Source organism: Enterobacter cloacae complex sp. P1B (genome assembly GCF_014982345.1).
GTDB lineage: Bacteria > Pseudomonadota > Gammaproteobacteria > Enterobacterales > Enterobacteriaceae > Enterobacter > Enterobacter bugandensis.
Genome location: NZ_JADCLF010000005.1, coordinates 76,665 through 88,713, shown reverse-complemented (window position 1 = coordinate 88,713; position 12,049 = coordinate 76,665). Strand labels below are relative to the sequence as shown.

General features: G+C 57.5%; 11 protein-coding genes. 5 read left to right on the top strand and 6 right to left on the bottom strand.

What is annotated here, in order from left to right; all coding sequences use genetic code 11:
- The first annotated feature begins 135 nt into the window (after window positions 1-135).
- The 5 genes from yqaB to INF77_RS04650 all read left to right on the top strand — a co-directional run bounded on the left by yqaB (window position 136) and on the right by INF77_RS04650 (window position 4,242).
- Entirely contained in the window at window positions 136-702 is a 567-nt protein-coding gene (gene yqaB / locus INF77_RS04670; protein WP_028014186.1) for a fructose-1-phosphate/6-phosphogluconate phosphatase, read from the top strand.
- On the top strand, window positions 699-1,127 hold the full coding sequence (locus tag INF77_RS04665; RefSeq protein ID WP_008499541.1) for a YqaA family protein: 429 nt from the start codon (window positions 699-701) through the stop codon (window positions 1,125-1,127). Before yqaB ends, INF77_RS04665 begins: the two co-directional genes overlap by 4 nt.
- Before the next feature lie 83 nt (window positions 1,128-1,210).
- Window positions 1,211-2,755: a glutamate--cysteine ligase gene (gshA, locus tag INF77_RS04660; protein ID WP_193532604.1), complete on the top strand. Its 1,545-nt coding sequence runs from the start codon at window positions 1,211-1,213 to the stop codon at window positions 2,753-2,755.
- A gap of 153 nt (window positions 2,756-2,908) precedes the next feature.
- Window positions 2,909-3,424, top strand: coding sequence for an S-ribosylhomocysteine lyase (gene luxS / locus INF77_RS04655; protein ID WP_008499539.1), 516 nt, complete (start codon window positions 2,909-2,911; stop codon window positions 3,422-3,424).
- A 53-nt stretch (window positions 3,425-3,477) separates the two neighbouring features.
- The gene (locus INF77_RS04650) at window positions 3,478-4,242 is read left to right on the top strand and encodes a helix-turn-helix domain-containing protein (RefSeq protein WP_193532605.1); all 765 of its coding nucleotides are present in this window, start codon (window positions 3,478-3,480) and stop codon (window positions 4,240-4,242) included.
- Here INF77_RS04650 and leuA read toward each other — a convergent pair.
- The 6 genes from leuA to proX all read right to left on the bottom strand — a co-directional run bounded on the left by leuA (window position 4,229) and on the right by proX (window position 12,044).
- Window positions 4,229-5,884 (bottom strand): 2-isopropylmalate synthase, encoded by a 1,656-nt coding sequence (leuA, locus tag INF77_RS04645; protein ID WP_193532606.1) that lies wholly within the window; start codon window positions 5,882-5,884, stop codon window positions 4,229-4,231. The genes INF77_RS04650 and leuA overlap by 14 nt on opposite strands.
- A gap of 96 nt (window positions 5,885-5,980) precedes the next feature.
- Window positions 5,981-7,528 (bottom strand): multidrug efflux MFS transporter permease subunit EmrB, encoded by a 1,548-nt coding sequence (gene emrB / locus INF77_RS04640; protein ID WP_126344973.1) that lies wholly within the window; start codon window positions 7,526-7,528, stop codon window positions 5,981-5,983.
- A 16-nt stretch (window positions 7,529-7,544) separates the two neighbouring features.
- The gene (gene emrA, locus INF77_RS04635; protein WP_021241959.1) at window positions 7,545-8,717 is read right to left on the bottom strand and encodes a multidrug efflux MFS transporter periplasmic adaptor subunit EmrA; all 1,173 of its coding nucleotides are present in this window, start codon (window positions 8,715-8,717) and stop codon (window positions 7,545-7,547) included.
- Between the two features lie 128 nt (window positions 8,718-8,845).
- Window positions 8,846-9,376 carry a transcriptional repressor MprA gene (mprA, locus tag INF77_RS04630; RefSeq protein WP_041911975.1) on the bottom strand — a complete coding sequence of 177 codons (531 nt, stop codon included), beginning with the start codon at window positions 9,374-9,376 and terminating at the stop codon, window positions 8,846-8,848.
- 315 nt (window positions 9,377-9,691) lie between these two features.
- Window positions 9,692-10,876 carry an MFS transporter gene (locus INF77_RS04625; protein WP_028014180.1) on the bottom strand — a complete coding sequence of 395 codons (1,185 nt, stop codon included), beginning with the start codon at window positions 10,874-10,876 and terminating at the stop codon, window positions 9,692-9,694.
- Between the two features lie 172 nt (window positions 10,877-11,048).
- The gene (gene proX / locus INF77_RS04620; protein WP_193532607.1) at window positions 11,049-12,044 is read right to left on the bottom strand and encodes a glycine betaine/L-proline ABC transporter substrate-binding protein ProX; all 996 of its coding nucleotides are present in this window, start codon (window positions 12,042-12,044) and stop codon (window positions 11,049-11,051) included.
- Window positions 12,045-12,049 lie beyond the last annotated feature (5 nt).

The following is a 12,049-nucleotide window of genomic DNA, read 5'->3' as shown; positions in this document are numbered from 1 at the left end:
ATCCTCCCGGATGCACCATCTTCTCTTCTTTTGTCTATTCCTTCGACGTTCCGTCAGCAATCACACTCTCTGTCAGCGACAAAAACCCCCTTTTACGATAAAGTAATGCTTTGTTAATCGTTTAGCGAGAGCACGATGTACGCACAGTATGACGGTTTGATCTTCGACATGGATGGCACCATCCTGGATACTGAACCCACGCATCGTCAAGCCTGGACCGAGGTCCTTGGCCGCTACGGCATGCGTTTCGACCTTCAGGCGATGATTGCCCTCAACGGATCCCCAACCTGGCGTATTGCGCAGGCCGTGATTGAACTGAATCAGGCCGATCTCGACCCACACCTTCTCGCGCGTGAAAAAACCGATGCGGTAAAAGCCATGCTTTTAGATACCGTACGCCCTCTGCCACTGATTGATGTGGTAAAAGAGTGGCACGGGCGTCGCCCGATGTCTGTCGGGACGGGCAGCGAGAGCGCGATAGCAGAAGCGTTGCTCAACCATCTTGGCCTGCGCCACTATTTTTCTGCCGTGGTGGCCGCCGATCATGTTAAAAATCACAAGCCCGCGCCGGATACCTTCCTGCTTTGCGCAGAATTAATGGGCGTACCGGCGGCAAAATGCGTCGTGTTTGAAGATGCCGACTTCGGTATTCAGGCCGCGCGTGATGCCGGAATGGCGGCGGTGGATGTGCGCTTACTGTGAGTGACGCGCTGTCACTTGCCTCATTATTCGCCAGCAGTTTTCTAAGCGCCACGCTGTTACCGGGAAATTCGGAAGTGGTACTGGTGGCGATGCTGTTGTCCGGCGTGAGTCAGCCCTGGCTGCTTGTATTAATAGCAACAATGGGTAATAGCCTTGGAGGGCTGACTAACGTTATTCTTGGGCGTTTCTTTCCGCTGCGCGAAAAATCGCGCTGGCAGGAAAAGGCAGTCGGCTGGCTAAAACGCTATGGCGCTGCCACGCTGTTATTAAGCTGGATGCCTGTAATAGGCGATTTACTGTGTCTGCTGGCGGGATGGATGCGCATCTCCTGGGGACCGGTGCTCTTTTTTTTGTGCCTTGGCAAGGCGTTGCGCTATGTTCTCGTGGCGTGGGCAACACTACAGGGTATGACGTGGTGGCACTAATTGGTGGAATGAATACGCGACCTTCAATCGTCAACCATTACAATTATGCTGAGTAACATTACTTTGACAGGCGGGAGGTCAATTTGATCCCGGACGTATCTCAGGCGCTGGCCTGGCTGGAAAACCACCCTCAGGCTCTGAAGGGTATTCAGCGTGGTCTTGAGCGTGAAACGCTGCGCGTTAACGCGGACGGTAGCTTAGCGACGACGGGTCACCCGAAGGCGTTAGGCTCGGCGCTGACACATAAATGGATCACAACCGATTTCGCTGAAGCGCTGCTGGAGTTCATTACGCCGGTGGACGGCGATATTGATCATATGCTGACGATCCTGCGCGACATCCATCGCTACACCGCGCGCAATCTCAGCGATGAGCGTATGTGGCCGCTCAGCATGCCGTGCTATATCGAGCAGGGCCAGGAGATTGAGCTGGCGCAGTACGGCACGTCAAACATCGGTCGGCTGAAAACGCTCTATCGCGAAGGTCTTAAAAATCGCTACGGCGCGCTGATGCAGACGATCTCTGGCGTGCATTACAATTTCTCTTTGCCGATGGCGTTCTGGCAGGCGAAGGGGGGAGAAACGGATAAAGAAGCGATCTCCGCCGGTTATTTCCGTCTGATCCGCAACTATTACCGTTTTGGCTGGGTGATTCCGTATCTGTTTGGCGCGTCGCCTGCCATTTGTTCATCGTTCCTGCAGGGGAAACCGACCACGCTGCCGTTCGAAAAAACCGAGTGCGGCATGTACTATCTCCCGTACGCGACTTCTCTGCGCATGAGCGATCTGGGCTATACCAATAAATCGCAAAGCAATCTCGGTATTACGTTTAACGAATTGCACGAATATGTGGCAGGATTGAAGCGGGCGATTAAAACTCCGTCGGAAGAGTACGCGAAAATCGGCCTCGAAAAAGACGGAAAGCGCCTGCAAATCAACAGCAACGTATTGCAGATTGAAAACGAACTGTATGCGCCAATTCGTCCGAAACGCGTGACGCGCAGCGGTGAAACGCCGTCGGATGCGCTGCAGCGCGGCGGCATTGAATACATTGAAGTGCGCTCGCTGGACATCAACCCGTTCTCACCGGTTGGCGTTGACGAGCAGCAGGTTCGCTTCCTGGATCTGTTTATGGTCTGGTGCGCGCTGGCGGATGCGCCGGAAATGAGTTCAGACGAACTGCTTTGTACGCGCACGAACTGGAACCGCGTGATTCTGGAAGGTCGTAAACCGGGTCTGACGCTGGGTATTGGCTGCGAAACAGCGCAGTTCCCGCTGGCTAAGGTTGGTAAGGATCTGTTCCGTGACCTGAAGCGTGTTGCCCGCACTCTGGACAGCATCGACGGCGGCGACGCGTATCAACAGATTTGCGACCAGCTGGTGGAATGCTTTGATAACCCGGAACTGACGTTCTCTGCGCGCATTTTGCGCACCATGATCGAGCAGGGGATTGGCGGCACGGGGCGTTCACTCTCAGCGGAGTATCGTGAGATGCTGATGCAGGAGCCGTTAGAGATCCTGAGCGAAGCGGATTTTGTCGCGGAGCGCGACGCGTCCCTGGTGCGTCAGAAAGAGGTTGAAGCGGCGGATACGGAGTCGTTTGAGGCGTTTCTGGCGAAGCAGGCTTAAGCAGAAAAGAAAAAGGCCACATCGCTGTGGCCAAAATATACATCTCTGAATTCAGGGATGATGATAACAAATGCGCGTCTTTCATATACTCAGACGTGCATTCTGTAGAAGAGTTCAGTTTATTTTAAAAAAAATCACTATCGGAGGTGACGTATGCCGTTATTAGATAGCTTTACTGTCGACCATACCCGTATGGAAGCACCTGCAGTCCGCGTGGCGAAGACCATGCACACCCCGCACGGCGACACGATCACCGTCTTCGATCTGCGCTTCTGCGTGCCGAATAAAGAAGTGATGCCGGAGAAAGGCATTCACACCCTGGAACACCTGTTCGCCGGTTTCATGCGTGACCACCTGAACGGCAACGGCGTTGAGATCATCGACATCTCTCCGATGGGCTGCCGTACCGGCTTCTACATGAGCCTGATTGGTCAGCCTGAAGAGAAACGCGTCGCCGATGCGTGGAAAGCGGCGATGGAAGACGTGCTGAAAGTGAAAGAGCAGAACCAGATCCCTGAGCTTAACGTTTACCAGTGCGGCACTTACCAGATGCACTCTCTGGAAGAAGCCCAGGAAATTGCCCGTCACATCATCGAGCGTGACGTTCGCGTGAACAGCAATGAAGAGCTGGCCCTGCCAAAAGAAAAACTGCAGGAACTGCACATCTAGTATTGTGCCTGTGGATGCCCGGTGGCGCTTCGCTGGCCGGGCTTACAATCCTCATGACGACAACCACCACCTTCTCCTTTACCCATCGCCCACTTGTGCCGTTTTCGCATGATTATGCTCATGGCGATAGCGAGCCGTGGCATGAGCACGACTGCGCGCAGCTGCTGCACAGCCTGGCGGGCGTCGTGCGGGTCGATACCGCATCCGGCTGCTGGGTAGTGCCGCCTGGGCGCGGCGTCTGGCTACCGGCGGGGACACAGCACTCGCTTCGCATCACCGGCAACGTTGCAGCCCGCACGCTGTTTATCGATCCGCTGGCGCGAGCCGATCTCCCGGCGACCTGTCAGATCGTGCAGATCTCCCCGCTGCTGCGTGAGCTGATCCTCACCTCCCTGACGCTACCTGAGTCGTACTCGCCGGGAAGCCGTGACGAGCGCGTGTATGAGCTCATTCTGGATGAAATTCGCATCATGCCGGTGCTGCCGTTTCACCTGCCGGAGCCGGAAAGTGAAGCGTTACGCCAGCTGTGTCGGCAGGTCCGTCAGTTACCAGGTGAAAGCTGGAGCGGTCAACAGAGCGCGAGCTTGCTCGGCATGAGCGAGCGTACGCTGAACCGCCATTTTCAGCAGCAGACCGGGTTAAGCTACGGCGAGTGGGTGAGAAGGGCGCGCCTGCTGGAAGCCTTAGTGCGGCTGGCGCAGGGCCAGCCGGTGCTGCGCGTGGCGCTGGATCTGGGATACGGCAGCCACAGCGCCTTTACGGCGATGCTCCGCCGGGCGATGGGTATCTCTCCCAGCGATTACTTTAAGAACGACTGACCGCGTTAAACAGCGCCTGAAGCGACGCGCGCGCCACGTCGCTGTCAATGCCCACGCCCCAGCTGCTGGTGCCGTCCTGGAACAGGCAGCGGATATAGGCCACCGAGCGGCTGTCGCTGCGTTCGCCCAGCGTATGTTCGTGATAATCCTTAATCACAAACGGCGCGTTGACCCAGCGGCTCAGGCCCTGCGCGGCAGCGGAGAGCAGACCGTTGCCCTGACCCTCCAGCTGGCGCGTTCCCCCCTGCGTGACGACATTTGCCGTCAGCCGCAGCTGGCCGTCCTGCTGGCCGTCGCTGCGGTAGGATTGCAGCGCCAGCTGCGGCGTCGTTACCAGCCCGTAGCGGGTGCGGAATAGCTGCCACAGCGCGTTCTGCGTCATTTCTTTCCCGTGGCGATCCGTTTCCTGCTGCACGTGCTGGCTAAAATCCTGCTGCAGGGCACGGGGCAGCTTCAGGCCGTGGTTTTGCTCAATAAGCCAGGCGCTGCCGCTTTTTCCTGACTGGCTGTTCACGCGGATCACCGCTTCGTAGGTGCAGCCGATGTCCTGCGGATCGACGGGCAGATAGGGCATCTCCCAGCGATCGCCAGGCCTGCGGGCATCAAAGCCTTTCTTGATGGCGTCCTGGTGCGAGCCGGAGAAGGCGGTATAGGCCAGCCGTCCAGCCCACGGATGGCGCGGATGGACAGGCAACTGGTTGCAGGCCTCTACCGTTTCGACCACCCGATTCATATCGCTAAAGTCCAGATTGGGACTAATGCCCTGGCTGTAGAGGTTCATCGCCAGCGTTACCAGGCAAACGTTGCCCGTGCGTTCGCCGTTGCCAAAAAGGCAGCCCTCTACGCGGTCGGCCCCGGCCATCACCGCCAGCTCCGCGCTGGCGACGCCCGTTCCGCGGTCGTTATGCGGATGCACGCTGATGCACACGTCGCGGCGGCGGCTGAAGTGGCGGCAGAAATACTCGATCTGATCGGCATAGACGTTCGGCGTACTGACCTCGACGGTAGCGGGTAAGTTGATCACCATTGGCCGTTCATCGCACGGCTGCCAGATCTCCGCCACGGCTTCACAAATCTCCAGCGCAAACTCCGGCTCGGTAAAGCAGAAGGTTTCCGGGGAGTACTCGTACTGCCAGCGGGTTTCAGGGTTCTCTTCACAAAGCTGGCGGATAAGCCGCGTGGCGCGGGTGGCCAGCTCGACGATCTGCGCTTTCTCCATGCCGAACACCAGGCGGCGGAACAGCGGGGCGGTGGCGTTATACAGGTGGACGGTGGCCTGCTTCGCGCCGCGCAGGGATTCAAAAGTACGATGGATAAGATCTTCCCGCGCCTGTGTTAACACCTGAATCGTGACGTCATCCGGAATGCGGTTCTCTTCGATAAGCTGGCGGACAAAGTTGAAGTCGGTCTGCGAGGCGGACGGGAAGGCGACCTCAATCTCTTTAAATCCGCAGCCCAGCAGCAAATCCCAGAACTGCAGCTTGCGCGCGCTGTCCATCGGCTCGGCAAGCGCCTGGTTGCCGTCGCGTAAGTCTGTCGAGAGCCAGCGCGGCGCGCGGGTGATGGTCTGCTCCGGCCAGCGGCGGTCGGGCAATGAAACGGTGGGATAAGGCTGGTATTTGTCGGCGGGTGTGTTCAGCATAATGCGCTCCTGTTGTCTTTTCACTATCGTGAAGTGATTTCAGGAGCGCTGCTTTATCGAAACTGACAATCGCTGTCGCGTTCTGGACAACGCGAATTAGTGCGCCCCTCCGCCGCCGCCACCGGCGCCAAACGGCGGTCTGGCAAACCACACCAGCCCCAGCAGGACGATGAAGATCCCCGCAGATATCCAGAAAATCTCGTTGGCCGAGATAATCAGCCCCTGGTTGGTGATCTGCTGGGCAATCCAGCCGGACGCCTGCTGCTCCGTCATCCCCATTCCCTGAAGCTGGTTGTACATTTCGCGGGAGTTCGGGTTGAACGGGTTCACCGCTTCGGTCAGCTGGGCGTGGTGCATCGATTCACGGTTGGTCCACAGGGTGGTGGTGATCGACGTCCCGATAGAGCCCGCCAGCGTACGGGTGAAGTTCGACAGGCTCGACGCGGCCGCCAGACGCTCAGGCGGTAAGCCAGAGAGCGTGATGGTGGTCAGCGGCATAAAGAAGCACGCCACCGCGAAGCCCTGAATGAACTGTGGCCACGCCGAGGCGCCAAAGTCCATTCCCGGCTCAAAGGTGTACGCGCGCCAGTAGAAGCACACGGCGTACATAATGAAGCTGAACGTCACCAGCCGACGCATGTCGAGCTTGTGGGCGAAGCGGCCAATAATCGGCGACAGCAGAACCGGGATCACCCCAACGGGCGCTGAGGCCAGACCCGCCCAGGTCGCGGTATAGCCATACACCTCCTGCAACAGCTGCGGCAGCAGAACAATCGCGCCGAAGTAGAGCATATAGGCGAGGCTGATACACAGGCAGCCGATGGTGAAGTTTCGCGATTTGAAGAGCGAGAGATCGACAATCGGGTTGTCGTCCGTCAGCTCCCAGACAATCAGGAAGCTTATCGACACCACCGCGACAATGGTCAGGATGATGATCTCCTGCGAGTTGAACCAGTCGAGCTCTTTACCGCGGTCGAGCATGATCTGCAGACTGCCGATACCCAGGATCAGCAGCGCCAGCCCGATGCTGTCGATACGGCGCTGTTCGGTGCGCGTCTCTCGTCCCCGCAGCGACTGCAGCGTCATCAATACCACGACGGCGCCAATCGGTACGTTGATAAAGAAGATCCAGCCCCAGTGGTAGTTATCGCTGATGTACCCGCCCAGAATCGGTCCGCAGATAGGTGCGACGATAACGGTCATTGACCACAGCGCCAGCGCGACCGAACGTTTTGCTGGGGGGTAATTGCTCAGCAGCAAACTCTGCGACAGCGGGATCAGCGGCCCGGCGACAATCCCCTGAATGACGCGGAAGAAAATCAGCATCGTCAGGCTGCTGGACATGCCGCACGCCCAGGAGGCAAGAACAAACGCTACCGTGGACCAGAGGAACAGCTTCACCTCACCGACGCGCTTCGCCAGCCAGCCGGTGATAGGGATGGAGATGGCGTTTGCCACCCCAAACGAAGTAATGACCCAGGTCCCCTGGCTCAGCGACGAGCCAAGGTTGCCGGCGATGGTTGGGATCGCCACGTTTGCGATGGTGGAGTCCAGCACCTGCATGAATGTCGCCAGCGACAGCGCAATGGTCATAATGACCAGCTGCGCGCCTTCCAGCGGTTTTTGCGGCTTTTGCTGTTGCATAACGCTCACCTTCGGTTTAACCGGCGTTTGCCTTCACGATGTCATCGATCAGTTTGTTGACCGGATCGAGGCTAATTTCACGGGCGTTACTTTCATAAACCGGGCTGCTACGCACCTGGCTTGCCAGGATCTGACCGTCGCGGTTGGCGGTATCGACCGTTACAAGCGTTGAGAGGCCGATACGCAGCGGGTGATCCGCCAGCTGTTTGGCATCCAGCTCGATACGCACGGGCAGACGCTGAACCACTTTGATCCAGTTGCCGGTGGCGTTTTGCGCAGGCAGCAGGGAGAAAGCGCTGCCGGTCCCCATATCCAGACCCACCACTTTCCCGGTGTACTTCACGTCATCGCCGTAGATGTCGCTGACCACGGTTGCGGTCTGGCCGATACGCATATGGGCGAGCTGCGTCTCTTTAAAGTTGGCGTCTACCCACAGGTTGTCTGCCGGCACGACCGCCATCAGCGGCGTGGTCGGGCTAATCTGCGCCCCTGGCTGGACGGAACGGCGGGAGACGTAGCCGGTCATCGGGCTGACGATTTTGGTACGCTGCAGGGCAAGCCATGCGTTGCGTACTTCAGTCGCCGCCTGTTGTACGGCGGGCTGGTTTTCGAGGCTGGTGCCGAGCACCATCGCCTGGTTGGCGTTGTACTGTTGAATCGCCACGTCCAGCTGTGCCTGGGCACTGGCAACCGCGTCGCGCGCGTGCTGCAGCTCTTCACGGCCAATCAGGTTAGCGGTGCCGAGCGGTACACGGCGGTTCAGGTCGCTCTGCGCCTGCGCGAGTGCGGTTTTCTGCACGTCGATGTTGGCCTGCAGCTGTTTACTGTTGATCATCAGCTGGCGGGTCTGACGGACGCTGGAGGCCAGCGCGGTCTGGGCTTTCTCAAAGGCCTGCTGGGCGTCGGTTGGATCGAGGGTCACCAACACATCGCCTTTTTGCACAAAGTCGGTATTGTCAGCCCAGACTTTCGTCACGCTGCCCGACACCTGCGCCATAATCTGTACCTGGTTCCCTGCCACGTATGCGTCGTCAGTCTCTTCTGCATGACGCAATACTAAAAACCAATAGATCCCATATGCCACGGCAATAATAATAAAGAGCAAGGTCAACAGAAGAAGGGCACTTTTACGTTTGCCTTTCTTATTGGCCGGTTGCTGCGGGGTAGTGCTCTCCGCATTTGCGCTCATTGTTGTTCTCCACGATCTTCTTATTTTCACATCGGCTGAGCCGACCTGTTGTCAGAAAGGCCAGCAGTGTGACGTGCTGGCCTGTCGGTTTTCTTATATAAATCTGGATTGTTGAGCGTGTCGTCGCGTTAGCGCAGCGCCTCAAGAACAGCGCCTTCTTCATCCATCTGGTCCAGACGGGTGAGCAGCTTGCGAGTGATATGCTCAAGCTGGTCGCGCTCGGAAGTACTGAGGGCAGACCAGAGTTTGTGCAGGCAATTGTGCTGAGGTGGCAGCACCTCACGCAGGAACTGGTGACCTTTATCGGTCAATTGCAGATGCAGGCAGCGGCGATCGTTATCGCTTTCACGGCGCTCAATCCAGCCGCGCTTTTCCAGCTCATCGGCAATACGGGTCGCATTGGTACGGGACGATCCCAGCGCGCAGCTCAGCTCAGAAGGCTGAATGCTATGGTTTTCCTGAGACTCCAGCGTAATCAACGCCATAAACAACGTCTCGTTAATCCCTTGAGCTTTCAGCATTTTATTACGATTTTCCAGCAGCTTACCCTGCATGTGCATGCACAGGCGGGTCAGCAGGATTTCCTGATAAGGGAAGTCCTCATGACGACTGGCGCGGAATTTAAGCATTTGTTCAATGGGCGTAAACGAACTATCCATTTTGGGCATAACCTCATTAATTACAGCTGATATAGTAACGATGGTGACAAATAATGTAAATGAATTATTTGTGCGGTTATATCCGCCAAACGAATGCCACCATCAAAGAGCGCCGGGTAAGTCCGTGACCCGGTGAGCACAGAAAGCGTAGGGTATAAACCCGCTGAAGAGAGGATGTGGGGACGGGGGTCTGAACTATTCATGCCAATTGTAGATATGTCACCCACATTAAAATTTCTGGGATAAATGATTACGTTTACATTAACAGACTGCCGGGCCCCTTTACACCCTAAGAGGCCCAAAGCTATGTAAAACTTAATGAATTGCTTCCTGACGATGATAGCCGCGCCACCATACAACCAGGTTAAGCGCGGCGACGAGTGCTCCTATCCCGCACACACCTGACCAGCCGGCATGCTGCCACGCCGACGCTGATATTAACGAACCCGCCGCACCACCAATGAAGTAGCTGGTCATGTATCCGGCCGTGAGGCGGTTACGCGCCTCGGGCTTCACGCGGTAAATCACGGTCTGGTTGGTGATGTGAACACCCTGTACGGTGAGATCGAGCACCAGAATACCGACGATCAGCGCCAGCACCGAGACGTGCCCATACCAGATGGCCGCCCAGGAGAGCAGGAGCAAAATCAGTCCGGCTGTCGTGGTCATGTGCGATTTGCCTTTATCAGCCAGCCCGCCTGCCGGGCGAGCGCCCAGTGCACCTGCTGCACCGGCCAGACCGAACAGACCAATCACCCCTTCGGAATAATTGAACGGCGGTGCTGCCAGCAGAAATGCCATCGACGTCCAGAGAATGCTGAAGTTGGCGAAGGTTAAACACCCCAGCAGAGCGCGGGTGCGCAGCAGTTTATCCTGCGTGAACAGGCTAAACACGGAGGCCAGAAGCTGCGGGTAATTCAGGTGGTTCTCCTGCTTCACCTTCGGCAGCCCGCGCCACAGCGCCAGCGCCATCACCACCATCAATACGCTCGCCACCCAGTAGACGGTGCGCCAGCCGCCGAGGCTTGCCAGCAGCCCGGCAACGGTTCGCGCCAGCAGAATGCCCAGCAGCAGGCCGCTCATGATAGTGCCGACCACTTTGCCGCGTTTTTCCGGCGAGGCGAGCGTTGCGGCGAGAGGCACCAGGATTTGCGCGACGACGGAGAAAAGCCCCGTTAGCGCGGTACCGACGATCATCATCGTCAGCGACTGGCTGCTGGCGGTGATCAGCATGCCGCCTGCCGCCAGAAGCGTCATAGAGACGATAAGCATCCGGCGCTCAAACATATCGCCCAATGGCACAAGGAACAGCAGCCCTGCCGCATAGCCTAGCTGCGCAGCGGTGACGATAAAGCCGGCGGAGCTGGCTGAAAGATCGAAGGCGCGCGCGATAGTATCAAGCAGAGGTTGTGCGTAATAGTTGCTGGCGACTGCCAGACCCGTTGCCACGGACATTAAAAGGATGAGTGCGGGGCTAAGCCCCTGAGATGTTTTTGTCATTAGTTTCAGGAATCGTGAGTTAAGTGATTATTTTTCCGGAAACCATAATAGCTAATGATTGAGAATGTTGGGGGATTGTTATGTGTGTGTTTGTGCGGTTAATCCCCTCACCCTAACCCTCTCCCCAGAGGGGGGGACGGGCTGGGGGGAGGGGTAAGGTTGTGTTGTGTTTTTACTTCTGCGCCGCAAGCGCCTCTTTCACCCAGCCATCAAACTGCTGCTGGTGGGCTTTGATCCAGCCGTCCACGTGGCCTTTGACATCCGCCTCAGAGGATTTGCCCGCATGCATCATCGCATTCTGGGCGTTGATGTCCGCCAGCGGCAGCTTCATCACCGAGAACAGCTTCGCCGCAGCCGGGTTTTTCTCCGCCCAGGCTTTGTTCGCCACGATGTGCATGGTGTTCACCGGGAAGCCATAGTTCATGCCGTTCGGCAGTTTGGTATCGATATCTTTCTGCTCGCCCGGCAGGGAGGAGAAGGGCACCTGTAACCACACCACGTCTTTGCCCGGCTTCAGCACGTCGCTCACCCAGTACGGCGTCCAGGTGTAGTAGATCACCGGCTTGCCTTCTTTAAAGCGGGCAATGGTGTCGGCCATCATCGCGGAGTAGTTGCCGTGGCTCACGTCGACGGTTTTCGCCAGATCGAACGCTTTGTTCTGGTGGTTAATCACCGCTTCGCAGCCCCAGCCCGGCGAGCAGCCCATCATGTCGGCCTTGCCGTCACCATTGGTGTCGAACAGTCTGGCGATCTTCGGATCTTTCAGCTGCTCAATATTGGTGATGTGGTACTTATCAGCGGTTTTCTTGTCGATCAGATAACCCTGCGCCGCGCCGGTCACGAAGGTGCCTTCGCGATAGAATTTCTTATCGCCACCTGCGGCGGCATACATGTCGTCGTGCAGCGGCTGCCAGTTCACGGCGGTAAAGGTGGCATCACCGGAGGCAATCGAGGTGTAGCCCACGTTGTAATCCACTTCGCTCGGCATGTTGACCGTATAGCCCAGCTTCTCCAGCGCGCGGCTGACGATCAGGGTCTGGAAGCTCTCTTCCGAAATGGTGCTCTGCACCGGCTGCACGGTAATGCCTTTGCCCGGCAGGTCAGCGGCAAACGCGCTGGTGGAGACAAGGGTGGCAAACGCTGTGGCAAAAAGTACGTTATGTCGCATCGTTG